Origin of the sequence: Actinoplanes regularis, from assembly GCF_900188005.1 — a bacterium.
Lineage (GTDB): Bacteria > Actinomycetota > Actinomycetes > Mycobacteriales > Micromonosporaceae > Actinoplanes > Actinoplanes regularis.
The window spans coordinates 60,705-84,151 of sequence record NZ_FZNR01000030.1; the positions used below are offsets into that span (position 1 = coordinate 60,705).

21 protein-coding genes and 1 pseudogene are annotated in these 23,447 nt (G+C 69.0%); 10 read left to right on the forward strand and 12 right to left on the reverse strand.

Annotated features, from left to right (window positions below):
- Window positions 1-91: 91 nt before the first annotated feature.
- From CHC09_RS40940 to CHC09_RS40950, 3 genes are all read right to left on the reverse strand, one after another.
- Entirely contained in the window at window positions 92-460 is a 369-nt protein-coding gene (locus tag CHC09_RS40940; protein ID WP_239138839.1) for a hypothetical protein, read from the reverse strand.
- Window positions 461-528: 68 nt separating this feature from the next.
- Entirely contained in the window at window positions 529-759 is a 231-nt protein-coding gene (locus CHC09_RS40945) for a hypothetical protein (RefSeq protein ID WP_089298648.1), read from the reverse strand.
- Window positions 760-788: 29 nt separating this feature from the next.
- Window positions 789-2,360, reverse strand: a complete 1,572-nt coding sequence (locus CHC09_RS40950) for a serine/threonine protein kinase (protein WP_089298649.1) — start codon at window positions 2,358-2,360, stop codon at window positions 789-791.
- A gap of 468 nt (window positions 2,361-2,828) precedes the next feature.
- Between CHC09_RS40950 and CHC09_RS40955 the strand changes: the two genes are divergently transcribed.
- Window positions 2,829-4,151: a TIGR04013 family B12-binding domain/radical SAM domain-containing protein gene (locus CHC09_RS40955; RefSeq protein ID WP_089298650.1), complete on the forward strand. Its 1,323-nt coding sequence runs from the start codon at window positions 2,829-2,831 to the stop codon at window positions 4,149-4,151.
- Here the strand turns inward: CHC09_RS40955 and CHC09_RS40960 are convergent.
- The 6 genes from CHC09_RS40960 to CHC09_RS40985 all read right to left on the reverse strand — a co-directional run bounded on the left by CHC09_RS40960 (window position 4,085) and on the right by CHC09_RS40985 (window position 11,141).
- Window positions 4,085-5,344, reverse strand: a complete 1,260-nt coding sequence (locus CHC09_RS40960; RefSeq protein ID WP_089298651.1) for a sensor histidine kinase — start codon at window positions 5,342-5,344, stop codon at window positions 4,085-4,087. The two genes, CHC09_RS40955 and CHC09_RS40960, sit on opposite strands and share 67 nt — an antisense overlap.
- Window positions 5,341-5,997, reverse strand: a complete 657-nt coding sequence (locus CHC09_RS40965; protein ID WP_089298652.1) for a response regulator transcription factor — start codon at window positions 5,995-5,997, stop codon at window positions 5,341-5,343. Before CHC09_RS40965 ends, CHC09_RS40960 begins: the two co-directional genes overlap by 4 nt.
- A gap of 84 nt (window positions 5,998-6,081) precedes the next feature.
- Window positions 6,082-7,344, reverse strand: coding sequence for a cation:proton antiporter (locus CHC09_RS40970; RefSeq protein WP_089298653.1), 1,263 nt, complete (start codon window positions 7,342-7,344; stop codon window positions 6,082-6,084).
- A complete protein-coding gene (locus tag CHC09_RS40975) occupies window positions 7,341-8,597 on the reverse strand; it encodes a cytochrome P450 (protein ID WP_089298654.1) in 1,257 nt (418 codons plus the stop codon). Before CHC09_RS40975 ends, CHC09_RS40970 begins: the two co-directional genes overlap by 4 nt.
- On the reverse strand, window positions 8,594-9,586 hold the full coding sequence (locus tag CHC09_RS40980; protein ID WP_089298655.1) for an alpha-hydroxy acid oxidase: 993 nt from the start codon (window positions 9,584-9,586) through the stop codon (window positions 8,594-8,596). Before CHC09_RS40980 ends, CHC09_RS40975 begins: the two co-directional genes overlap by 4 nt.
- A 1-nt stretch (window position 9,587) precedes the next feature.
- The gene (locus CHC09_RS40985; RefSeq protein ID WP_089298656.1) at window positions 9,588-11,141 is read right to left on the reverse strand and encodes an NAD(P)-binding domain-containing protein; all 1,554 of its coding nucleotides are present in this window, start codon (window positions 11,139-11,141) and stop codon (window positions 9,588-9,590) included.
- Between the two features lie 440 nt (window positions 11,142-11,581).
- Between CHC09_RS40985 and CHC09_RS40995 the strand changes: the two genes are divergently transcribed.
- From CHC09_RS40995 to CHC09_RS41020, 6 genes and pseudogenes are all read left to right on the forward strand, one after another.
- Window positions 11,582-12,328, forward strand: coding sequence for a hypothetical protein (locus CHC09_RS40995; RefSeq protein WP_089298657.1), 747 nt, complete (start codon window positions 11,582-11,584; stop codon window positions 12,326-12,328).
- Between the two features lie 101 nt (window positions 12,329-12,429).
- Window positions 12,430-12,768: a hypothetical protein gene (locus tag CHC09_RS41000; protein ID WP_089298658.1), complete on the forward strand. Its 339-nt coding sequence runs from the start codon at window positions 12,430-12,432 to the stop codon at window positions 12,766-12,768.
- 155 nt (window positions 12,769-12,923) lie between these two features.
- Window positions 12,924-13,382, forward strand: coding sequence for a hypothetical protein (locus CHC09_RS41005; protein ID WP_089298659.1), 459 nt, complete (start codon window positions 12,924-12,926; stop codon window positions 13,380-13,382).
- A 151-nt stretch (window positions 13,383-13,533) separates the two neighbouring features.
- Window positions 13,534-14,073 carry a hypothetical protein gene (locus CHC09_RS41010; protein ID WP_203833400.1) on the forward strand — a complete coding sequence of 180 codons (540 nt, stop codon included), beginning with the start codon at window positions 13,534-13,536 and terminating at the stop codon, window positions 14,071-14,073.
- Window positions 14,074-14,251: 178 nt separating this feature from the next.
- A pseudogene (locus CHC09_RS41015) lies at window positions 14,252-14,745 on the forward strand (DinB family protein).
- A gap of 135 nt (window positions 14,746-14,880) precedes the next feature.
- Complete coding sequence (locus tag CHC09_RS41020; RefSeq protein WP_143232864.1) at window positions 14,881-15,573, forward strand: hypothetical protein; 693 nt, start codon at window positions 14,881-14,883, stop codon at window positions 15,571-15,573.
- Between the two features lie 106 nt (window positions 15,574-15,679).
- Here the strand turns inward: CHC09_RS41020 and CHC09_RS41025 are convergent, their stop codons facing one another.
- Window positions 15,680-17,164, reverse strand: a complete 1,485-nt coding sequence (locus CHC09_RS41025) for an aromatic amino acid ammonia-lyase (RefSeq protein ID WP_089298661.1) — start codon at window positions 17,162-17,164, stop codon at window positions 15,680-15,682.
- Between the two features lie 63 nt (window positions 17,165-17,227).
- Between CHC09_RS41025 and CHC09_RS41030 the strand changes: the two genes are divergently transcribed.
- From CHC09_RS41030 to CHC09_RS41040, 3 genes are all read left to right on the forward strand, one after another.
- The gene (locus CHC09_RS41030) at window positions 17,228-18,745 is read left to right on the forward strand and encodes an NAD(P)-binding domain-containing protein (protein WP_089298662.1); all 1,518 of its coding nucleotides are present in this window, start codon (window positions 17,228-17,230) and stop codon (window positions 18,743-18,745) included.
- Between the two features lie 2 nt (window positions 18,746-18,747).
- On the forward strand, window positions 18,748-20,172 hold the full coding sequence (locus tag CHC09_RS41035) for a class I adenylate-forming enzyme family protein (RefSeq protein ID WP_089298663.1): 1,425 nt from the start codon (window positions 18,748-18,750) through the stop codon (window positions 20,170-20,172).
- Window positions 20,173-20,259: 87 nt separating this feature from the next.
- Complete coding sequence (locus tag CHC09_RS41040) at window positions 20,260-22,113, forward strand: beta-propeller domain-containing protein (protein WP_089298664.1); 1,854 nt, start codon at window positions 20,260-20,262, stop codon at window positions 22,111-22,113.
- A 160-nt stretch (window positions 22,114-22,273) separates the two neighbouring features.
- On the opposite strand, the gene sodN is transcribed toward CHC09_RS41040, so the two are convergent.
- Together sodN and CHC09_RS41050 are read right to left on the reverse strand one after the other, a co-directional pair.
- A complete protein-coding gene (gene sodN, locus CHC09_RS41045; RefSeq protein ID WP_089298665.1) occupies window positions 22,274-22,678 on the reverse strand; it encodes a superoxide dismutase, Ni in 405 nt (134 codons plus the stop codon).
- Complete coding sequence (locus CHC09_RS41050; RefSeq protein WP_239138841.1) at window positions 22,678-23,178, reverse strand: flavin reductase family protein; 501 nt, start codon at window positions 23,176-23,178, stop codon at window positions 22,678-22,680. Before CHC09_RS41050 ends, sodN begins: the two co-directional genes overlap by 1 nt.
- Between the last annotated feature and the right edge of the window lie 269 nt (window positions 23,179-23,447).

Consider the following 23,447-nt stretch of genomic DNA (forward strand, 5'->3'; position numbering starts at 1 on the left):
CTGCCTCTGGTCATGCACCGGTCAGGCCGCCTGGTGTCCGTTCGCCCTCGGATATCAACGTATCGGTGATCTCACCGGCCCGGGCGAGACCTCACGGCTGGGCGTCTTCGATCCGAGCACAACGCAGGTAGGCGAGCAAGTCTCGTTGCTCGGATTCAGGCAGGGCTGCGAACGATTGGTATGCCGTCTGTCTTGCGTACGGCGTCTTCGCTGCCAGCAGAGAAATGATCGCCGCCCAAGCCAGGGACAGCGCGTGGATACGGTCCGCGCGGAGGACCGGAAGGCGGGTCAGTTCACCCAGAAGACTCGCCGCGCCCTCGTCGGTCGCGGCTCTGTCGCCCAGCTCGAAGACAGCCTTCCCCCGGTACGGGCCACCAGCTCGGACGAGATCGGCCAACGCCATGTTGCTCATCTCCCGGACCGGTGGCACGGGAAGTTTCGGGGGTACAGGCAGGGTCATGGTTCCTCTCCGAAGATCTTGCGATACTCCTCGCTGACAAGGTCCCTGAGCTTGCGACCGAGTCGTGGTCACCGATCGACTCGGCGTACCGGATCTCCGCTGCCGACGGCGAGGACCAGGCCGTCGTCGCGGACGAGGACCGAGAGCCGCCGCGGTGACAGGGCGGTGTGGCTGGTGCTCGGGCGCCGGGGCAGGTGCCAGTGCAGCAGGTCGGGGGCGAAGTGCCGGAAATCCTGCTCGATGCGGTCGACGGTAGCCCTACTGAGGCGGGCGGCTGATCTCGGAGAAGTCGAGATCAACAGCGACGTCGGCAGTCACCGCAGAGGTGTCAGCTGACCGACGGGCTGGGCAGCGGGCCGCGGTCGACGAAACTGAACGTGTAGATCGGGTCGCCGTCGCCGACCTCCTGGACGTAGAAGGCATCACCGTCCCACAGCAGGTAACCGCTGGAGTCGTTGTAGATGTAGTACGCCGGCCGGCCCTGGTCGTCCTTCTTCTCGGCGGGGATCAGCTCGAACCGTGTTCCCGGCCCAGCGAAGCATTCGGACTGGATCAGTTTCGCCGACTCCTCGGTGAGCCGGACACCGAGACACACCGGACGGTCGGGCGTCGACACGGCCAGTGACTTGAACAGGAAGTCGACGCCGGCCGGGATCAGCGCGAACTCCGACTTCTTCCCGGTGCCATCCCCGGCCTCGATCTCGGTGTAGTGCGACTCCATCGCCAGGTCCTTGTCGAGCTGGACGGAGTGGATCAGGGTCTTGCGCTTGCCGTTCCGGATGGCCTGAAGCTTCTCGAGCGGTGACAACGACCGTGCCGACGGTTTCGGCGCCGGCCGGCCCGATGCGGCACTGCCCGAGGTGGGTTCACCGGAAGCGGCGGCACTGCTGGGGGACGGTGCGCCGGTGGCCGCCCGGCTGCCACCGGGCAGGCTACGGTTCGCCAGCCCTATGCCGGTTGCGGCGAGCACGGCGACCGCGGTGGCGAGCACGGCGACCGTACGCCCGCGCTTTGCCTTGACCGGAACCGGCGCTATTTCCGTCGCCGCGGACGTGGCGGTGACCACCGCCGGACGTGGCGACTCGCCCGCCAGCAGCAGATCCAGCAACTCGCGGGCGGTCGGCCGGGCCTCCGGGTCCCTCGCCAGCGCCCATTCCACCGCGCGGCGCAGCGACTCCGGCACCCCGGCCAGATCCGGCTCACTGGTGAGGATGCGCATTGCCGTCCCGGCGGCCGAATCCGCGGCGAACGGGCCCCGGCCGGTCGCCGCGAACACCACGACGGCGCCCCAGGCGAAGATGTCAGCGGCCGGGGTGACCGGCCGCCCGTTGACCGGATCGAACCGCTCCGGTGCCATGTAGGAGACCGTGCCGACCATCTGATCGGTGCGGGTGTGCTGGCTCGTGGCCTCGAACGCCCGCGCGATCCCGAAGTCGATCACCTTGATGCCGCCGCGCGCGAACAGCACGTTGCCCGGTTTCAGATCCCGGTGGATCACCTCGGCCCCGTGGATCGCGGTCAGCGCCGTGGCGATCCCGACGGCGACACCCTGCAGCGCCGCTCCGGACAGCGGCCCCTGCTCCCGCACCTCGACCGCCAGGCTCGGCCCGTCGACATATTCCACCACCAGGTACGGCGGCTCATGATCGGGATCAGCGTCCAGCACCTCGGCGGTCGAGAACGGCGGCACCTGCTTGGCCCGGTTCACCTCGCTGCGGAACCGTCCCCGGAACTCCGCCTCGTGCGCGAACTCCGGCCGCACCATCTTGATCGCGACAAGCCGCCCACCATCACTGTCCCGGCCCAGGTAAACGGTGCCCATGCCGCCTTCACCGAGCCGTCCGACCAGCTCGTACCGGCCGAGCCTGGCCGGGTCTCCCGGGCGCAGCGGCATGCTCATTCGGATCCGTCTCCTTCCGCTTTCGCGCCCCGGGAGTCTACCCATGCGGATCATCACGCCCCGGTGCCCGTCGAACCGACTGCTCCCGGTGCGAACGCGCCGGTGGCCGCGACCGCGGTAACGCCCCCGAGGTGGTACTCCAGCAGGAGATCCGTTCTGAGCTGCGGTAGTGGTGTGGCTTTGTCCGTGGACGGCAAGCAGCCACCGTCGAGTCTCAGCGGTTGTTGGACTACTGATGCTTCGGCGGTGGCTGCCGCCTGCAGAGTGGACACGGTGGGGCGCGCTTCATCCGTCCAGAGCCGCGTCGCCGGGTCCGGGACTGCGTGGCCGAGCGGCTCGCGCCACTGCCAACCAAGAACTGCTGGACCATCGCCGAACACGGCCCCCTCGATCGATGGACATGAGAGGCCGAGATGGTCAGGGCCATGGGCTCGGAACTGGCTCTCCGGGGCCTGGCAAAATCGCGGCATGGGCGGTCCTGAGCTGGTCATCGTGCTGCGGTACCGCAAGGCGGTGACGTATGGCTTCCATGTGCTGCTGGGTGCGCTGGGCCAGCATGAGACCCCCACCCGGTACGAGGTGCGCTTCGGCGAGAACGTCGAGGAGACCGCCCGGCACATCCGTGCGGCCGGCGATGTCCGTACCCTCGTGCTCTGGTCTTTCTATTCGCCGGACGCGGCGGCGCTCGCCGAGGAGTTGAAGCAGATCCGCGAGTTGGCGGACGGCCCGAACGTCACGCACCTGGCCGGGGGAGTGCATGCGACGGCGGAGCCGGTGCAGACGCTGGACGCGGGCTGGGACCTGGCCGCGGTCGGCGAGGGCGAGTCGACCCTGCTGAGCCTGGTCGACGCCAAGGGCGACCCCACCGGGATCACCGGCCTGGCCTACCGCGACGCCACCGGCAACGTGAAGAGGACCGGCAAGGCCAGGCAGCGGGACCTCAACGACTTCCCGGGCTTCGCCCTCAAGTGGGACAAGTTCAACGCCCTCGAGATCACCCGGGGCTGCGTCTACGCCTGCAGGTTCTGTCAGACGCCCTTCATGTTCTCGGCGAAGTTCCGGCATCGGAGCGTCGAGAACGTCCGGTGGCACGTCGACCGGATGCGGGCGCGTGGGCTGCGCGACGTCCGCTTCATCACGCCGACGGCGTTGAGTTACGGGAGTCAGACGGAGGAGCCGAATCTCGACGCCGTCGAGGAGCTTCTCGCGTCCTGCAGGGAGGGGATCGGGCCGAACGGGCGGGTCTTCTTCGGCTCGTTCCCGAGCGAGATCCGGCCCGAGCACGTCAGCCGCGAGGCGCTCCGGCTGGTCAAGAAGTACTGCGACAACAACAACATCATCGTGGGTGCCCAGTCGGGCTCCGACCGCGTTCTCGACGCCGCGAAGCGAGGCCACGGTGTGGAGGAGGTCAAGCGGGCCGTCCGTCTCGGCATCGAGGAGGGCTTCCGGATCAACGTCGACATGATCTTCGGGATGCCGGGCGAGAACGAGGACGACGTCGACGACTCGCTGTCGCTGGCCCGTGAGCTGGCCGATCTCGGCGCGCGTATCCACGCCCACACGTTCATGCCGCTGCCGGGCACCCCGTGGCGTGACGCCCCGCCCGGCGACGTCGACCCCGAGACGATCCGCGAGGTGGACCGGCTCTCCCGGCGTGGCGCCCTCTACGGCCACTGGCAGAAGCAGCGCGATCACGCCGTCCGGTTGGCGGCGGCGGCCGAGGCCTATCCCCGCCCGGGGCGTAGCCGGACGATCCTGCCGCAGGTCTCGAGGACGGAATCGCCCAGATAAGGGGAGTGCGGCAGCCGGACGGTGAAGGTGGCTCCCGCACCGGGATGCCCGTCCGCGACGATCGTGCCGCCGTGACCGGTGACCACCTCACGCAGCAGCGCGAGCCCGAGTCCGAAGCGGCGCTCCCCGGCGCCCGCTCCCCGGTGGAACCGGTCGAAGATCCGCTCGGCGTCGGCCGGGTCGAAGCCGTCGCCGGTGTCCGCCACCACCAGTTCGACGGCGTTCGCGGTGCCGCGGACGGTGACCTCGACTCCGCCTTGCGGCGTGTGGGTGAGCGCGTTGGCGAGCAGCTCACTGACCACCCGGCGCAGCGCCGACTCCACTCCGGTGACCAGCACCGGTTCCGGCGGCACGTGCAGGGTGACCGACGTGGACGGGTTCAGGACCCGTTCGGTCTCCTCGGCCGCGAGTCGTGCCAGGTCCACCGGCTGTCCCGGCGGCAGGTTGTCCGGGTCGGCGGCGAGCCGGGCGGAGAGCAGCAGTTCGTCGACGATCTCGCCGAGCCGCCGGGTGGTGCTGACCAGCCGGTCGAGGTCACGGTCGCCGGCGCCGGTCTGCGCGGCGCGCCGGGCCAGCAGTTGGGCGCGGGTGTGTACCTGGGCGATCGGTGTGCGCAGCTCATGGCTGGCGTCGGCGACGAACCGGCGCTGCCGGCTGAGGGCCTCGGCGAGGGGCGCGACCGCGCGATGGCCGACCAGCATCGCGGTCAGGATCGCCGTGAGTAGCCCGGCCACGGCCGCCAGGAGGAACGCGGTGAGCAGGTGCCGCTGGTCGGCGATCTGGAAGCGGGCGTCGAAGACGGCCTGGACGATGACGTCGCCACGGAACTGGGTGCGCACCCAGTAGGTGGTGCCGTCCCGGTCGATCCGCTGGTTCTGCGGGACACCGGTAGCGACCACCCGGTCGACGTCGCCGTCCAGCGGCAGTCCCGTGGGGGCGGCGCGGCCGGCGTGGGTCAGCGTTCCGTCGGCGGCGTAGAAGAAGATCCAGCTGCAGGCGGGCGGGCCGGCGATCGTCCCGTTCCGTACGCCCCAGTCCAGCTCCCGGCTGATCTGTTGCTCCTGGCTGCGGCTCAGGACCTGGTACGAGATCGCCCCCACCATCGTCAGCAGCAGCCCGATGGCGAGCCCGACGAGCAGCCCGATCCGCCAGCGGGCGCGCCGCACCGCCCGCAGTTCGAGCAGTTGGCTCACAGCGCACCCAGCCGGTAGCCGAGCCCGTGGACGGTCTGCACCACGTCGCGGCCGAGCTTGCGGCGCAGGTAGTAGACGTAGGTGTCGACGATCGACGCGGCCGCCGCCTCGTCGAAGACCCGGCTGCGCAGGGTCGCCCGCGAGTGCACCGCGCGGGGGCGCGCCGCGAGCACCCGCAGCAGCTCGAACTCGCGGGCCGACAGCGACACCCGGGTGCCGTCGGCCCGCACGGCGTCGCGGACGCCGAGGTCCAGCAGTCCACCGCCGACCCGCAGCACCTCGGTGGCGTCGGAGGTGCGCCGGCACAGCGCCCGGATCCGCGCGCTCAGCTCGTCCAGGTCGAACGGTTTGACCAGGTAGTCGTCGGCTCCCGCGTCGAGTCCGGCGATCCGGTCGTCGACCGTGCCGAGTGCGGTCAGCATCAGCGCCCGGGCGGCGACCGCCCGCGCCCGCAGTCTGGTGATCAGGTCCAGGCCGTCGAGCGCGGGTAACCTCCGGTCGATCACCAGCACGTCGTAGGGCCGGGTCAGGCCCAGGTGCAGTCCGCGCTGTCCGTCCGGGGCCTGGTCGACGTGGTAGCCCTCGTCGACCAGGGTCTCGGTGACCATCTCGCGCAGATCCGAGTCGTCCTCGACCACAAGAAGCCGGCGCATGACATCGAAGATCTCATATGAATGGACGTTCTGGGAGAAAAAGATGTTTCTCAATCAATTTCTTAAGGTACGACGAGATCCCTCTTAAGATGCGACCAGCGCCGGCTCCTCGACCGGTGCCGGCGCCCGCCGTTCCCGCCGGTCCAGCCAGGACAGCAGCGGTGTCGTCATCAGCGTCGTGACCAGCGCGACCAGCACCAGCACCGTGAACAGCGACGCGTTCACGATCCCCGCCTCCAGCCCCACGTTCAACGCGATCAGCTGCATCAGCCCGCGAGCGTTCATCAGCGCCCCGACCCGCAGCGCCACCCCGCTCGGCTCGCCGCGCAGCCGCGCCGCCGCCCAGCAGGCCCCGAACTTCCCGGCGATCGCCAGGGCCACGCACGCCGCCGCGAACGACAGCACTCGCGGGTCGCCGAAGAGCCCGAACTCGGTGCGCAGCCCGGAGAACGTGAAGAACAGCGGCAGGAACACCGCCGACGCGACCGGGCCGACCCGGCCGATCACCCGGTCGGTGCGCTCGTGCCGTGGCATCACCACGCCGAGGGCGAACGCGCCGAACACCGCGTACAGGCCGATCTCGTCGGTGTAGAACGCGATCAGGAACAGCAGCGCCACCACGGCGAGCATCCGGCCCCGCTCGTCGAGCCGGTCGGTACGGATCAGCGCACCGGTCACCCGCGGCCCGGCCAGCCACAGGACCAGGCCGAACAGCACGGTTCCGCCCGCGGTGACGAACGCCGGCCCGGCCTCACCCGAGCCGAACGCCAGCACCACCGCCAGCATGATCCACGCGACGCCGTCGTCGACCGCGCCGCTGGCCAGCGAGAGCGAACCGTGCCGGGTGCCGGCGATGCCCCGCTCGGTGATGATCCGGGCCAGCATCGGGAACGCGGTGATGGCCAGCGCCACCCCCACGAACGCCGCGGTCACCCCGATCGAGACACCGTCCACCCGGATCGGCACCACGCCCGCGGTGGCCAGCACCAGCAGCACCCCGAACAGGAGCGGGACGGTGACCCCGGCGAGCGACACCGCGCCCGCCGTGCCGACCAGGTTGGTGACCTTGTGCGACTTGAACGCGTATCCGGTCTGGAACATGAACAGGACCAGGCCGATCTGCCCGACCACGTACAGGATCGGCAGCAGCGGCGCCGGGAACAGCGCCTCCTGCACCTGCGGGAAGAACAGGCCGAGCAGCGACGGCCCGAGCATGACGCCGGCCAGCATCTCGCTCACCACTGGCGGCTGCCCGACCTTGGCCAGCAACCAGGTGATCAGCCGGCAGAACAGGATGATCACCGCGACCGCGATGAAGAACCGCGGTGCGAGCTCGGTGGGGGTCACGGGCAGGCCTCCTCGAAATAGGTGGTGCAGAGCTTCTGGCGGCGGGCGTCGAGCACCATCCACGTGCCGAGGACCAGTTGTTTGACCGAGCGGCCGGCGTCGGCGACGCGATCGGCCCGGCGCAGGGCGATGAGCCGGCCGTCGCTAGGTCCCTGATGACCGATCGGGGTCAGGTAGGCCGGGCCACGGTTCGGCAGCGAACGGGTGTGCGCGACCGAGGTCGCGAGGGTGAACCGGCGCAGCACCTCGCGGGTGGCGGCGCGCAGCATCACCGGCGCGGTGCCGCGCGCCGGGCACGCCCGGTTCGCGGTTATCCCGTACGGGATGAAATTCGCGTCTTTGCGTTTCAGGCTTTTCCAGCGGTCCGGGTCGAAGATGTCGTCGGCGGCCGGGCCGGTGCGCTGGAACGCCAGATAGTTGAAGAGCAGCACGGAGCCGGCGGGCAGGGTGACGTCACCGGCGGTGATCGGCGCGGAGGTGATCCGGTGCGCGATGCCGAAGAGCGGGTGCACCCGCAAGGTCTCGTCGATGAGCCGGTCGAGGGATTCGTCGGAGAGGTCATCGGGGTAGCCCGCCGCGCAGAGCAGGATGTGCGCCATCGCCTCGGACATCTGCACGACGGCGGTGTTGAAGAACGCGCCCTGCAGATACCAGGCCGTCTCCTGCGCGGTGAACGGCGGCGGCAGCACCACCGGGCAGGTGTTCCGCTCGATCCGTGACAGAAGGTAACGGGTCATCCGGTCGCGACGGCGCATGTGCCGCAGGCTCAGGCCCTTCAGCGCGGTGACGACATCGTCCGCGTTGGCGACAATGAGTTTCCGCGCTTCCGGCGGGCAGTTCTCGTCGAAGACGAGTTCGTGGAAGACCTCCGCCCAGATCGGCATCATCAGATCCCGGAGCCGGACGAATGAGGTTCTCCTCGCCGGGAGTTGGTCCAGGATCCGCCGGGCCGCAGTGGTCGCCAGCTCGTCCGAGCGCGCGTGCGGCACCGCGAGAACCCTCCGCGTGGTCCGCGCGACTGTCTGATACCGATCACCCGGCTCGAGGTGCTCCTGGTGCATCTGCGGCCCCGGCGCCAGCCAGTACCAGAACAGGTCGGACAGCCCGGCGCCGCGACTGCGCCCGTCCGCGGCCGGATCGCTGTAGACCCGCTCGAAATGTTCCGCGCCGACCAGCGGCCCGGGAACCGGGATCCCCTCCGCGCCGTTGACCCGCCGGAAGATCCACTCACGGAGCCGGATCACCGCGCTCACCCGGCCACCGCCACCAGGTCCGGGGTCAGCTCGGCCGGTCGCTTCGCGCCGGCCAGTGCCATCGCATGGTCCAGCTCGGCGGTGAGTCGCTCCAATTCCTCCCGTACGGCGTCAGCCCCGCCCCGGGCCAGCGCGTCGAGGACCGGCCGGCCCACCAGCACGGCCTCCGCACCCAGCGCCAGTGCGACCAGCACGTCCGTCCCGCGCCGGATCCCGCCGTCCACCAGCACCGGAATCCGGCGTCGCACGGCCGCCGCGACGGCCGGCAACGCGTCGACCGACGCGATCGCCCCGTCCAGCTGCCGCCCGCCGTGATTGGACACGATCAGCCCGTCCACGCCGTGCTCCACCGCCAGCCGCGCATCGGCCGGGTGCAGCACCCCCTTGAGCACGATCGGCAACCCGGTCACCCCGCGCAGCCAGGCGATCCGATCCCAGCCGAGCGTCGCGTTCATCTCGATGCTCCGCACCCGGCCGGTCTCGTCGCGCATGTTCTCGCAGGCCAGCCCGGCCGGCAGGGTGGTGAAGCCGTTGCGCAGGTCACGGTCACGGCGACCGAACACGGGGGAGTCCACGGTCACCACGAGGGCCCGGCATCCGGCCGCCTCCGCACGCTTGACCACCGCGGCGGTGAACACCGGATCCGGCTGCGGATAAAGCTGGAACCACAGCGGCCCGCCGGCCTCGGCGATCCGCTCGACCGGCTGCGTCGCCGCCATGCTGACCACCATCAGCGTTCCGGCCGCGACCGCCCCCTGCGCGGTCGCGGCCTCCCCGCCCGCATGTGCCAGCAGGTGGAAAGCGGTCGGCGCGACCAGGACCGGGGTGGCCAGCTCGGCGCCGAACAGGGTGGTCCGCAGGTCCCGGTCGCCGGTGGCGCGCAGCACCCGCGGGACGATCCGCAGCCGGTCGTACGCCGCGAGGTTCGCCCGCAGCGTGCGTTCCTCGCCGGCGCCACCGGCGAAGAAGTCGGCGTGGGCCGGGAGCACGTCAGGACCCGGCCAGGCTTCGGGCGACGAAGTCCCGCAGCGGCGCGACGTGCACGTCCGGGCGGTCCCACCGGTTCTCCAGGTTCTCGGCCAGGTGGTGCGCCGCGGTCGCCGCACCGTCGCGGAAATGCCGCACGACCGGATGCAGGTACGCCGCGTCGTGCGCCTGGCCCGGCACGTCCTGTGCGATCCGGGTGACGGTGACGTCGAACGGGTCGACCTGATCGTGCTCGGGACCGTACTCCAGGGTGACCACGAACGCGTCCCGGTAGGCGTGGTCCGCGGTAGCCAGGCCGTGCTCGGCGAACCAGTCCACCGGCACCTCGTCGTGGTACCGCGCTCTCGTGGCGGCGACCGTCACGACGTCGGCCAGGAAACCGAACTGCTGCCAGAGCGCGGAGGTACGGTTCACCCGGGCGATGATCGCGTCGGTGACCGCCTCCGGGGCGGCGTCCAGCTTCTCGGCCGGCCAGGGCGTCTGTTCGTACGTACGCTCAAGGATTTTGTGAAGCGCGCGCACCGCGTACCGGAAGCCATGGATGAAACCGCTGGTGGATTTCTTGAAATCGCGGACCTGGGTGATGGTGCTGGCGAAGTACAGGCCCGGCACGTTGACCGATTCCCACGCCGCGGTCTGGGCCGGGAAACGGTCCTTGATGGTCAGCTGTGGGCGGCAGGAGTCGTCGAAGACGCACGCGTCGAAACGGAAGCCGGTGCAGGCCAGAACCCGGTCGTAACGCAGCTCCTTGACCACCTCGTTCACCCGGGAGAAGCTGAACGTGACCTTGAATCCGGCGCCGTCGCGTTCGATGCTCCGGACGGTGCCGTCGAGGATCGCGTTCGCGGACTTCAGCTGATAGGTGTCGAGGAAATTGTTGTTGACCGCGCGCAGATGGCCGACGTAATGCGTGCGCCAGGCCAGGTGCACCGAGCTGGGCCCGGCCACGTGGATCACACTGGTCGTCTCCATCAGGTTGTCCGCGGTCTCGAACGCGGAATTGCCCTTCCCGATGACGAGCACCCGCTGGTCCAGGTAGTCCGCGGGATCGACGGACATCTCGTCGTAGCCCTCGGCGAGCTCGAACCCGGGAATGTCGGGCCGATAGGTGCGCGAGACACCGGTCGCGACGATCAGGCGCTTGCAGGTGAACGCCTTGTCGCCCGCCTCGACATGGAACAGGTCACCGTTCTTGCTTACCCGGGTGACCCGGGTGTCGTATTCGACACGCAGGCCGCGCGCGAAGTCGCTCAGATAGCGCAGCATGACGTCGGCGTCCGGGAAATAGCGCTCGGTGTACCGGGTGAACAGCAGGTCCGGGTCGTCGCTGAGCAGCGAGTTCCAGTCCAGCCGCAGATTGAGCTCCGGATCGTCGGTGCCGGTGTGTGGCTTGTTGATGGAGATCAATGTCCGGTGCCGCGGATACCGTTCGAAGAACGCGCCCGGCCGGCCGGAACCCTCCAGCACCAGGTAGTCACGCTTGCCGTCGGCCTGCAGCAGTGCGGCGAGCTGCAGCCCGGCCGGCCCGGCCCCGATGATCAAGTAGTCAAGCGGCATGCCGCCGACCGTACGAACCAGAAATCAGCGAAATTTCAGAACGAACGGCGGCGGCAGCCGGCGCTGGTCAATCACGGACGTAGTAGTGGCCATTGGTGTCGTCGAAACTGCCCTTCGCACGGCAGCACCGGCGGAAACCGCCGCCCGGAGCCGCACGGGCAGGGGTCCTTGCCACCGAGCTTCTCGATCAGTTCGGTGTCGTTCCCGACGACCCGATCGCCGCGCTTGACCTGAGTCTCGCTACGGGTACCCCCTGCGGCGCTTGCTGGTGACCTCAAAAGGACAGTTCGAACGTCTCTTCGCGGTACATGATGACCTCCTGGGTAGTGCGTCGGCGGCGAACGCTATCGGCCGTCCTCCGCGGCCGCGACCGAATTTCGCCTATCCACCGGAGCTTGGGCGGCTGGTGGTAGCGATTACTCCACGGCGATAATGTGCCGGTGTTGCGCTTCGAGCGGTACTGGTGGGCGGCACTCGATCACGAGTTCACGGCCAGCGGGTTCTGCGATGACGAGAGCTATGATCGGCTTCCGCCGCTACCGGAACACATGTTCTCCGGAAATTTTGGCTGGCTGGTCGGCGGGGCGGCCGGCGCGGACGCCTGCTACATGGAGCCGGGCCCCATCTCAAGACCCGCGCTGTATGCAGTCGAACGCCGGTTGGCACGTTCCGGCCTGGCGCTTCCCACATCATTCATCACCTTCATGACCAGCGCGGAGCTGCAGCGCAGCATCCCGTCGTGTACCTCCAACGGCTGGCGGATATCGCCCCTCACGCCGAGCCCTGTGGAGGAGCACGGCTTCCTGCTGCGCTTCATGCACGATCAGCAGGGCTGCGCGTTCTTCTATCTCTATCTGGCCGCGGACGGCTCCTGCCCGGTTCTCGGCAGTATCGACCTGTTCACTCCGGAGGACGAGAAGGACGACAACCTTGAGCTCGCACCTCAGGATTTCGCCGCATCCGCGACCTGGATGGCGCCGGACTTCGAGCAGTTCATCTATCGCTACTGGGTCGAGAACGTCATCTGGCACCACGTCGTCAATCAAGAACGCCCCATGGCCGACCTGCCCCTTCCCGCACAGGAGTACGTCCAACTGCTCCGAACTCCGGATCGCCCGGCCCTCGACGTCTGGCCAACGCCACTGCAGTGGTCAAGTGACAACCCGGATCAGCTCAAGCTGTGGTAATTCAGCACATCGACGTCCGAGGCTGTCGCGAGGTCAGCGCCCTGGTGGCTGGAAGTCCGAGGCCGGCCGGTTCAGCTGGCATGCTTCTGCAAGAATGAGACGTGGAGAACCTCGAAATCGCCGTCCTCCGGAACGCTTTCCTTCGGCCCGGGATGGTTGGCCTCGATGGCTCATTCAGGGAGTATGTCGCCTTCATCGTAGGCTTTGACCTAGGACTCCAGCAGGATCTTATTGGTGGCTTCAGCGAATGGATTGCAAACAGGTCGGGCGCGGGCGGTTGGAGCCTCGTATGGCCTGTATTGGTGCTGAGAGAGGCTGGCCTGGAATCGTGGAATAAGAACGGCTGGCACGCCTTGAGCCGCGAGGACGATATTCGGGCTGTTGCAACTCTGATCGTTCTTCTGCAAGAGTTCCTCGACGCCGACCTCGGCCGCCGGTAGCCCTGAAGGATTGCACTCTCCTGCCGCGAGGCGCTCGTTACCCGGCGTGACGGTGGGTCGGATCGCCCGGTAGGCGGATTTGACGGTGAGCGGAAGCGGGAGTGGGCGGTCGGCGCTCAAGAGCGCTACCAGCAGTTCATCTTTACCCTCGCCGGATGACCGATGAGCACACCTTGGAACTCGTTATCGATCGGCTGTTGCTGGCGCTGGCGTCGCAGCTCGATCCATCAAAGGATCCCATTCTGACGGCTGACGCTGCCGACGCGCTCGCCGACCTGAGCAGAGCCCAGGCTGAGCTGATCTTCGGTCAAGCGGGCCATCTTGTTCACTACGGGGCTGACACCGAACCGCTGGAAGCCCTCATCAACGCGATCTCGGCCATCCTGTCGAGTGAGGCTCCGGAAGACGCCCCGTTCCGGCCGGGCGATGAAGTGCGACTCGTGGGTGCGCTGCCGGAGAGCCTTGCCGGATCGGACGAGGCAGAGCTCCGTAAGACGAAGTTCGTCGTCCGCTACGTTGGCCGGGGCCCGATGGTCGCTGTGCAGACCGACCTGACCGAGGACTACTGGATCGTGACGGTGCCGGCCGTCAACCTGGAGCCGATCCGGAGCTGAGTAACGCTGCCTCCGCTCATGCGGTCGTCCGTACACGCCGGCTGCGGATGATCGGCGCCCGTAGCGACGGCGGCACCCTGCCGGATTTCCGGAATACATGGGCTGAGCAGCCGATACGTCGGCTCGGAGGGGCCGACTAGCGTGACGGATCATGGTGTACGGATGGCGAACCGGGCTGGCGCTGAGCATGATGGTGGCGCTCGGGGTTGTCAGCGTCACGGCCGGTTGCGGGTTGCCGCTGCCGGCCGTCGAGCGGGCCGAGTCCGATGGTTTCGCCTTTCCCTATCCGACCGAAGGACGGCCGGAGCGCATCGCGATCGACCACAACACCTTCGAGGCAGAGCACGTCGGGCACACCGCGGACGGCGGACAGTTCTTCCTGACCACGCCGTTCGAACCGGCGGGCCGTCGGTTCGTCGCGCTGTACCTCTTCGATCGCGTCGGGCGGTTCGTCAGGGCGGAGATCGATCCGTTCGACAAGGACCTCTATCAGCGCCGGCTCAAGAACCTCGGCAAGGTGACCTTCGATCGGATCGTGGTCGAGCCTTTCGAAGTCGAAAAGTTCGGCCAGACCTTCGGCCTCGTCGTCGACGAGCCGACCGCGAGTGACGAGATCTGGTGGGTCACCGCCGAACCCGGCGATTACATGGCCTTCGCTGAGCCGTGGGACCTCGGCACCTACGACACCTGAGCTCGCCTCATCACCGGTTCGCGCATCTTCTGCCGCAATCGGCGCGCCTTTCGATCGGCCCGGAGGACGTCGGCACCGAGTGTTGCCTTGAGCGGCCGGGGGAGGAGTGAATTCAGAGCTCGAACGGCCCTCCTGACCGCGACCGAACTTGTCGGTCGTAGTGGGTAGGGTCGGGTGCGTGCTTGAGACGCAGCGTGAACGGGTGCCGCTCGACGACGGCGGCGAGTTGGACACGGCGTTGGCCTTCCTGTCCTTCGCCCGGTCCTGCGTGTGAAGAAAGCGGACGGGCTGAGCGAGGAGCAGTTGCGACAGCGCCTGGTGGTGTCGGAGACGACGCTGCTCGGGCTGGTGCAGCATCTGACCGACGCCGAGCACTACTGGTTCGGGTACACCTTCGGCGGTGACCGACGGTGGGCCGAGGTCGACTTCGGCATGGTGGTCGCGCCGGACCGATCGGCGCGGCAGGTGATCGCCGACTACCGGGCCTCGATCGCGGCGAGCGACGCGTACATCCGCGCAGCTGAGGGGCCCGAGGCGCGGACCGCGCATCCGGTGAACGACGAGCCGCGGACGCTGCGCTGGGTGCTGGCGCACGTGACGAGCGAGACCGTCCGGCACGCTGGGCACGCTGACATTCTGCGCGAACTCACCGACGGGGTCACCGGCCGCTGATCCGGAGTACCGTTCGCGGCCGGGCGGGGGACCGGGTGCACCGGTCGCCGTGCGTACGGTCATTTCCCGGCTGGGGAATTCCTGACCTCATCTGGTCGGTCTGGACGGTGGCTGCTGTCCAATAGCATGGCGGGCATGGCGTCGGCTGGATGGCATGACGATGCACCGCCGAGCGCCCAGGAAGCGACTCGTTCTCGCGTCTGGGTGGCGGCCATCTTCGGCCTGCTCACCTGCATCCTGCTGACCTACTTCGGACATCGCGGGTACGTGGAGACGGTGGCGTATTCCGCGTATCGGGCGGGCACGCTCGTGGCGCAGCCGGCGGAGGTCGTGCAGGTCGAACACTTCAGCGCCGCCGGTGGGTACGGCGGCAACGGCAGCTCGCAGGAGGTCCATTTCCGCTCGCCCGACGGCGGCGAGTGGAAGTCCTTGCAGCAGGGGCGGCAGGCGTACTTCGATCTCGAGGAGGGGCGGACCGTCCGGTTGGGTCTGTGGCACGGGCACCTGGTCACCGTCGAGGGCCGGTATGTGCGTACCCCGTGGTCGCCGGGGGCCGCGCTGTTGTTCGTGCTGCTGCCGCTGGCCTTTGTGCTCACGGTGCTCCAGATCTACCGGCTGAGGCGGCCGAAGCCACTGTTCGAGGGCAACTCCAGCGGAAAGTACGTGGGAGCCGCCGCTCTGCTGGCCTTCGGGAGCGGCCTTGTCGTGATGTTCATCGACGGCGTTCCGTGGTCGCTGGCGCCGGCGTTCGCGGTGAGCGTCCTGGGGCCGCTGGCGTGGTTCACGGTCCGGGAGATCAGCGAGCGTCGCGCCACCGCGCGCGGGTAGGCGCACTTCGCGGGGCCACGCGCCAAGGTCGAGAGTGGCGTTCCGTGACCAGGTGATGGGCCTCATCGCCAGCCATGTGGGTCAGCTCGCCGGTGTACTCCTGCGCTTAGGCCGTCGCCACGTGGGACTCCGCCACCTGTGCGGCGCGGCGGACGTCGGCCTGCAGCGGGCGGTCCGGGTCGATGGCGGGGATCGCGTCGGACAGGGCCGCGACGAGACGGGCACACGTCGTGGCGCTCGGAATGCGGGCGCCGACGTGCACCGCCTGGCGCAGACCCAGAGCGAGGGAGCCGGTGATCAGGCTGAGCAGGTGGGACTGGTCGAGGGCGCGGAGCGCGGCCTGCGTACCCAAAGGAATGATGTCCTGGTTGTGAAGGTTTGTCGGCAGGCTCTGGATGCTCGCCGGCATCGCGTCGCGGCGGATTTCCGCGATCAGGGCGGTCGACGCGAGTTGGACTCCCTGCAGGCCGTGCTGCCGGCCGGGGCCGGCGGCGAGCATCGGTGGGAGGCCGCCGTTGCGGACCGGGTCGACCAGCAGGTCGAGCTGGCGCTCGGCGAGGTTGCCGAGCTGGGCGAGGACCATGGTGAGGACGTCGGCGGCGAAGGCGGCGGGTTGCCCGAAGAAATTCCCTCCGTGTACGACCTTGTCCGCGCCCGCGAAGAAGAGCGGGTTGTCGCTGACACTCGCCAGGTCGGCAGCGACCACGCCGTCGACGTAACGCAGCGCGTCCTCGGCGGCCCCGAGCAGCTGTGGGGTGCAGCGGATCGAGTACGGCTCCTGCAGCGGCCGCGTTCCGGACGGTGTCGCCCCAGCCAGGAAGGCGCGCATGGTGGCGCCGACCGCGATCGCCCCGGCATGGCCGTAGGAGTCCAGCAGGGACGCGTCGAGGAACTGCGGATCGCAGCCGAGCAGGTCGGCCAGCACGCAGGTGAGCAACTGGATGATGCGGTGCGAGGTGCGGATCCGGTCGAGGGCGAGCGCGGTCGCGGCCGTCGTCAGGGAGGTGCCGTTGACCAGGGCGAGCGCGTCGCGGCCGTCGAGCGGCAGGGGCGCGAGTCCGGCCCTGTCCAGCGCTTCCGCGGCGGGCAGCCGATCGCCGTACACATAGGCGTTTCCTCGCCCTCGCAACGCCTGCGCCGCGGCGCCCAGCGGGATGAGGTCGCCGCTCGCGCCGACCGAACCCAGCCGTGGCATCGCGGGCGCGAACGTCGTGCCCAGCGCGGCGGCGAGCGCGTCCACGACGTGCGGCGACACCCCGGACGCTCCGCGGGCGAGCGAGTGCGCGCGCAGCAGCATCGTGGCGCGGGCGAGACCCGGGTCGAGGTCGGGGCCGTGGCCGGCGCCCAGGTGCGCGAGGGTGTTGTCGGCCTGGTCGCGCTGGTCGGCGCGGCCCGCGTACCCGACGAGCGCGCCGAAGCCGGTGGTGGCGCCGTAGACCGCCCGGTCGTCGCCGAGCACCTTGGCCAGGAAGGCCCGCCCGGCCGTCACGCGCTCGCGCACCTCCGGGCCGGCCAGCACGGTGATCGGTTCGCGGGCGGCGCGCAGGTCCGCGATCCGCAGCGGGGCCGCCAGGTCCACCTCGATCGTCATGGACGCCGACGCTAGTGACGACTTCTCAGAGCGCTCTGAAATCGCGTCAGTAGTTTGCGGCGCATGACGCACGACTACCTCATCATCGGCGCCGGGCCTGCCGGCCTGCAGCTCGCCGCTCTGCTGGAGCGCGACGGTCATGACTACGTCGTCCTGGAGGCAGGTGATGCGCCGGGAACGTTCTTCACCCGCTATCCGCGGCACCGCACGCTGATCTCCATCAACAAGGTGTGGACCGGTTCGGACGATCCCGAGTTCAATCTGCGGGCGGACTGGAACTCGCTGCTCACCGACGATCCGGCCCTGCTGTTCAAGAACTACAGCCGGAGGTATTTTCCGGCGGCCGACGACCTCGTGCGCTACCTGGCGGATTTCGCCGACGGCCTGAACATCCGTTTCGGCGAGAGAGTGCGGCGGGTGTCGCGCTCGGAGGGAGTCTTCACCGTCGAAACCGGGGCGGAGGTTTTCACGGCGCGAAGAGTCGTCGTCGCCACGGGTGTCTCACAGCTCTACGTGCCGCCGATCGAGGGTGCGCGGCTGTGCGAACGCTACGACACGGTCAGCGTCGACCCGGAGGATTTCGTCAACCAGCGGGTGTTGATCATCGGTAAGGGGAATTCGGCGTTCGAGACCGCGGATGCGCTGGTGGAGACCGCCGCGGTCCTTCACGTGGCCGGGCCCCATTCGGTGCGGCTGGCCTGGCAGACGCACTACGTCGGGCACCTGCGGGCGGTGAACAACAACTTCCTCGACACCTATCAGCTGAAGTCGCAGAACGCGGTGCTGGACGGAACCGTCGAGCGGATCACCCGGCGCGACGACGGCGGTTTCCGGATCGTCTTCCGGTACGCCCGGACCAGCGAACGGCTCCGCGAAATCGACTACGACCGGATCATCCTGGCCACCGGATTCCGTTTCGACGCGTCCATCTTCGACGAATCCGCGCGGCCCGATCTCGCGGTCAACGACCGGTTCCCGGCGCAGACCCCGGCCTTCGAGTCGGTCAACGTACCCGGGCTCTACTTCGCCGGCACCCTCACGCAGCAGCGTGATTTCAAGAAGTCCACGAACGGTTTCATTCATGGATTCCGGTACGGCGTCCGTGCCCTGCACCGGATCCTGCGCAGCCGTTACCACGACATCCCGTGGCCGTCGTCGCCGGTCGACGCGAGCCCGGAGGCGATCACCGACGCGATCGTCGCCCGGATAAACGTCTCCTCCGCGCTGTGGCAGCAGTTCGGCGTGCTCGCCGACGTGGTGACCGTGCAGGACGGCGCGGCCCGCTACCACGAGGAGGTGCCGGTCGCCTACCTCGGCCCGGAGCCGCTCGCGTTCGTGGTCACCCTGGAGTACGGCCAGGGGCACGACCAGGTGGATCCGTTCGACATCACGGTGCCGCGGATCGCGGAGAACGACGCCGGTGCGGCGCACCGGGCCAGCTACCTGCACCCGCTCGTCCGGGTGCGCCGTGACGGTGACGTGGTCGCCGAGCATCATCTCGCGGAGAACCTGGAGAATCACTGGAACATCCCGCCGGTGCATCAGGAGCCGCTCGCCCGCTTCATCAAAGGCGTCCTCTGACGATGTGGCCGGCACCGGTTCTGGAACTGCTCGCCGCCGGTGGGGATCGGCCGGTCTTCGAGGACGGTGGCCGGGTGGTCACCGCCGAGCAGATGTACTCGCTGATCCGGCGGATCGCGGCGGGGCTGCGGGAGGGCGGGATCGGGCCGGGGTGCGGGGTGGCGCTGCGACTCGGGGTCAACGCTTCCGCGTTCGCGGCCGTCATCGCCGCCTTCACGGTGGGAGCGCGGGTCTCCGGCCTGCCGCCCGGCCTCACCCGGGGGCAACTGGCGCATCTGCTGGAGCGTGATGACGCCGTGCTGATCGACGACGCGACCGTTGCCGGCCTGGCGGATCATCCGGCGGGGCCGCTCTTCACGGCCGGACGGGCCGAGGACGTCGCACGGATCATCTACACGAGCGGGAGCACCGGCAACCCCAAAGGCTGCGCGCAGACGTACGAGGCGATGTCCGCTGCCTGGGCGGCCCAGCCGCACCTCTGGCCGCCCGCGATCGCCGAGCTGGCCCGGCGGCTGGACCGCTACCTTGTCTTCGGGTCGCTGACCAGCCAGGTCATGCTCGAGTACGGCATCCTGACGCTCGCCGCGGGCGGGACGCTCGTGGCCGCGCACCCGCCGTCGTTCCCGGAGGCGATCGTCGGCCACCGGGCGACCGCGAGCGTGATCACGGTCGGCAAGCTGCATCAGCTGGTCCGCGCCCAGCAGTTGAACCCGGTGGACCTGAGCAGCCTGAAGGCGTTGATGGTCTCCGGGTCGCCGCTGGAGCCGGGGCGGCTGCGGGAGGCGCTGGACGTACTGGGGCCGGTGATCTTCCATGGGTACGGGCAGACCGAGACCGGCATGATCTCGATGGCCGTGCCGGGGGACCCGCTGGACTCGGTAGGGCGGCCGCCGGCGGTGACCTCGTTACGGTTCCACGACGGCGAGCTGTACGTGCGGACGCCGGCGCAGGCCGGGTTCTACTGGCAGGACCCGGAGGGATCGGCGCGGGTGTTCGTGGACGGCTGGGTCCGCACGCGGGATCTGGCCGGGCTCGGGGAGGACGGCTGCCTGCGGCTGCTCGGACGGGCCCGGGATGTGATCATCGTGCAGGCGACGCTGGTGTACGCCGGCCCGGTCGAACGGGTGCTGGCCACCGATTCGTCGGTCGCCGAGGCGTACGTCATCGGCCGGCCGGACGACGAGACGGGGGAGGCGATCCACGCGTACGTCGTGCCGGTCACCGGCCGCACCCCGGACCCGGCGATGCTGCGCGACCTGGTCGCGGCCCACCTAGGCGCCTCGGCTGCCCCGAAGAGCGTGACCGTTATCGATCGTGTCCCGCTCGCCCCGAGCGGCAAGCCGGACAAGGCCGCTCTGGCGACCGATGATCGCTTGAACCGCCGGTGGCCGGGCACCAGAGCGCCTTCGGCGCAAAGGACGGTGTGAAGGTTCGCGCCGGGGGTGGATGAAGCCGGGAAGGAGTGAATCGACGCCGGTCTGGAACCAGAACTCGCCAGGCGGCGTCACACCTTCATGTCACGCCGTTTGGTCATCGGAACAGCCCTCGCCCTCGCCATCCCGCTCGCCGGCTGCACTCCGGACGCCGACGTACCGCGCGCGGCGTCCCCGTCCGCCGGCGCCGCGATGCGCCTGGTGGCGTTCGACTCGTGCGAGCAGCTGATCGCCGATCTGCGCCGGGCGGCGAAGGCCAGCGTCGGGCCGTACGGCTTCGGCGGCGGGCCCGAACTGGCCGACGGGCGTCTCCGGGCCGCGGAAGGCTCCGCGAACAAGCTGGACGCCGCGCCGGGGCCGGCCTTCTCCGGTACCAATGTGCACGAGTCGGGGGCGGACGAGCCCGACCTGGTCAAGACCGACGGGCGACGGATCGTCACCGTCAGCCAGGGCATACTGCGCGTGGTGGACGCAGCCACCCGCAAGGAGACCAGCAAGGTCGACCTGGGAGTCCAGGACGCCGGTCAGCTGCAGTTGCTGCTCACCGGCGACTCCGCTCTCGTGCTGGTGCCGGCCGGTTACCAGCGCTTCGTCGTCGGCAAGCGGGCCGAGATCGCCGACGGTCCCCAACTGCTACTCGTCGACCTGTCCGGCACGCCGAGGATCGTCAGTCGCTACCAGGGTGAGGGCGAACTGGTCGACGCCCGGATGACCGGCACCACCGCGCGGATCGTGCTCCGCACGACACCACGGATCACATTCCCCGACGCGCCCACCATTTCGGACGAGAAGCAGCGGATCGCCGAGAACCGCGACGCGATCGACCGTGCCCCCGCGGACGCCTGGCTGCCCGGCTGGCAGGTAACCGACGGCGCGGTGACCAGCACCGGCAAGGTCGACTGCGGCCAGGTCAGCCGGCCCACCGACTATTCGGGCGGCTCGCTCGTCAGCATCCTGACCTTCGACCTGACCCGGCCCGCGCTCGGCGGCGGCAGCCCGGTCGCCGTCGTCGCCGACGGCGACACCGTGTATGCCACGGCGAACAGCCTCTACCTGGCCAGCGATCAGCGCTGGCGATTCGCCGGTCTGGCCGGTCGGGCGGTGATGCCGATACGCCAGGAGACGGACCTCTACAGGTTCACGATCGAGGGAACTCAGCCACCGGTCTATCGGGCTGCCGGAACCGTACCGGGCTTCCTGATCAATCAGTACGCGTTGTCAGAATGGGACGCTCACCTTCGGATCGCCACCACCGACTCGAAGACCGACCGATCCGCGGTACGGGTGCTGACCGAGCAGAACGGCAAACTCACGCAGACAGGCATCGTCGACGGGATCGGCAAGGGTGAACGGATCTATTCCGTCCGCTTCCTCGGCACCCGCGGTTACGTGGTCACCTTCCGGCAGACCGACCCGCTCTACAGCCTGGACCTCAGCGATCCGGCCAAGCCCACGATAACCGGCGAGCTCAAGATCACCGGCTACTCTGCCCACCTGCAACCCATCGGCGCGGATCGGCTGATCGGCATCGGACAGGAGGCGGACGGCGACGGCCGTACCCAAGGCACCCAGGTGTCGCTCTTCGACGTCTCGGACCCGGTGAAACCCCGACGGCTGGCGCAATACCAGATCCCCGGAAGCTACTCCGAGGCCGAGCACGACCCGCACGCCCTGCTCTGGTGGCCCGCCACGAATCTGCTGGTCGCCCCGGTGTCGACCTGGAACGGACGGAAGTCGCAAAGCGTGGCCCTCGCGCTGCGGGTGACCGACGACATCAGGCTGACCGGCAAGCTCACCCAGCCTGCCGTGAAGGGCTACCCGGCGATGATCCAGCGTTCGCTGGTTGTCGGGAATACCCTGTGGACGCTGTCGGACTCCGGCCTGCAGGCCTCCGACCTGTCCACGATGGACCGGCTGGCCTGGCTCCCCAACTAATCCGGTTGGTGCTGCCCGCCCTGGGCGCAGGCCGGCGACCTGGTCACCACCGGCCTGCGGCCACGTCGCGAATCTTGTCGCGGCCACAGCTCCTGGACATGGCCGCTCTGGTGATCGCCTGACAACGCTGGTGCCCGGCCCAGGCCGGGCACCAGCGTTGTCAGGCCTGCTTGGTTTCCCAGAAGATCTTGGAGATCTCCTCGATCTTGCCGAGCAGCTGATCGGCGATCGCCGGGTCCGCGGAGCCCTTGGCGCCGCCGGCGCCGGCCAGCTTGGTCGCCTCGTTGAACAGCTGGTGCAGCTGCGGGTACTTCTCGAAGTGCGGGGCCTTGAAGTAGTCGGTCCACAGCACCCAGAGGTGGTGCTTGACCAGCTCGGAGCGCTGCTCCTTGATGATCAGGGCGCGGGTGCGGAACTCTTGGTCCGTGCTGGCCTGGTACTTCTCACAGAGCGCCTTGATCGATTCGGCTTCGATGCGAGCCTGGGCCGGGTCGTAGACGCCGCACGGAAGATCGCAGTGGGCGCTCACGACGGTGCGCGGGAGCAGGAGACGCGGCAGTCGCATCAGAATTCCTCCGAGGTCATGAATTTCCGGGAATGGTGGATCAGGGGGCGGTCCTCCGGGCCGTGGAAGACCTCCAGGACGCCGGCGACGACCAGCGTCGAATCACCCACCGGTACGAGGTGCAGGGGAGCACCACGCAGCGCGGCGACCGCGTCGAACAGGATCGGCTCCCCCGAGGGCAGCGTGCTCCAGCCCTGGTCGGCGGTGAAACGCTCGCCGTCGGAGTGGGAGAAGTGCCAGGCCAGGTCGGTGTGCCGGGTGCCGAGGAGATGGACGACGAGGCTCGGCGCGGACAGCAGAGCCTGCGCCGAGCGGGTGCCCATGACCGAGAACGACAACGCCGGCGGGCTGACCGAGACCGAGGCGACGCTGGAAGCGGTCAGGCCGACCGGGCCGTCGGGGCCGTTGGCGGTGATGACCGCTACGCCGGTCGGGTATCGGCGGAAGGCGCCTTTCATGCGCTCGCTGACACCCGGGTCCTGCAATGTTCCTAGATCCACCGGGAGACGCTAAAACCTCAACTCACCTTGATGTCAAGTTGCATTGGGACGGGTCCATGGACGGTCTCACCGACCATCTGCTCAATGCGAACCGGCAACAGGTCGTGCTGACGCGGCGTTGGGTGCCGCGTCAGCCTGGGCGCAGGCGCCGGTCCCGCCGGGCCGATTCCCGTTTCACCGCGGGAGGCCGCAGTGTCCCGCGGCGCCGGCGCCGCGGGACACTGTGCGAGAAGCCAAGGCCGAAGAACGACCGGTTGTCGGCCGGCTCG

Coding starts and splice junctions, on each gene's coding strand:
- CHC09_RS40940 (WP_239138839.1), bottom strand. CDS start 460: ATGACCCTGCCTGTACCCCCGAAACTTCCCGTGCCACCGGTCCGGGAG.
- CHC09_RS40950 (WP_089298649.1), bottom strand. CDS start 2,360: ATGAGCATGCCGCTGCGCCCGGGAGACCCGGCCAGGCTCGGCCGGTAC.
- CHC09_RS40955 (WP_089298650.1), top strand. CDS start 2,829: ATGGGCGGTCCTGAGCTGGTCATCGTGCTGCGGTACCGCAAGGCGGTG.
- CHC09_RS40965 (WP_089298652.1), bottom strand. CDS start 5,997: ATGCGCCGGCTTCTTGTGGTCGAGGACGACTCGGATCTGCGCGAGATG.
- CHC09_RS40985 (WP_089298656.1), bottom strand. CDS start 11,141: ATGCCGCTTGACTACTTGATCATCGGGGCCGGGCCGGCCGGGCTGCAG.
- CHC09_RS41005 (WP_089298659.1), top strand. CDS start 12,924: ATGACCGATGAGCACACCTTGGAACTCGTTATCGATCGGCTGTTGCTG.
- CHC09_RS41010 (WP_203833400.1), top strand. CDS start 13,534: ATGGTGTACGGATGGCGAACCGGGCTGGCGCTGAGCATGATGGTGGCG.
- CHC09_RS41020 (WP_143232864.1), top strand. CDS start 14,881: ATGGCGTCGGCTGGATGGCATGACGATGCACCGCCGAGCGCCCAGGAA.
- CHC09_RS41025 (WP_089298661.1), bottom strand. CDS start 17,164: ATGACGATCGAGGTGGACCTGGCGGCCCCGCTGCGGATCGCGGACCTG.
- CHC09_RS41030 (WP_089298662.1), top strand. CDS start 17,228: ATGACGCACGACTACCTCATCATCGGCGCCGGGCCTGCCGGCCTGCAG.
- CHC09_RS41035 (WP_089298663.1), top strand. CDS start 18,748: ATGTGGCCGGCACCGGTTCTGGAACTGCTCGCCGCCGGTGGGGATCGG.
- CHC09_RS41040 (WP_089298664.1), top strand. CDS start 20,260: ATGTCACGCCGTTTGGTCATCGGAACAGCCCTCGCCCTCGCCATCCCG.
- sodN (WP_089298665.1), bottom strand. CDS start 22,678: ATGCGACTGCCGCGTCTCCTGCTCCCGCGCACCGTCGTGAGCGCCCAC.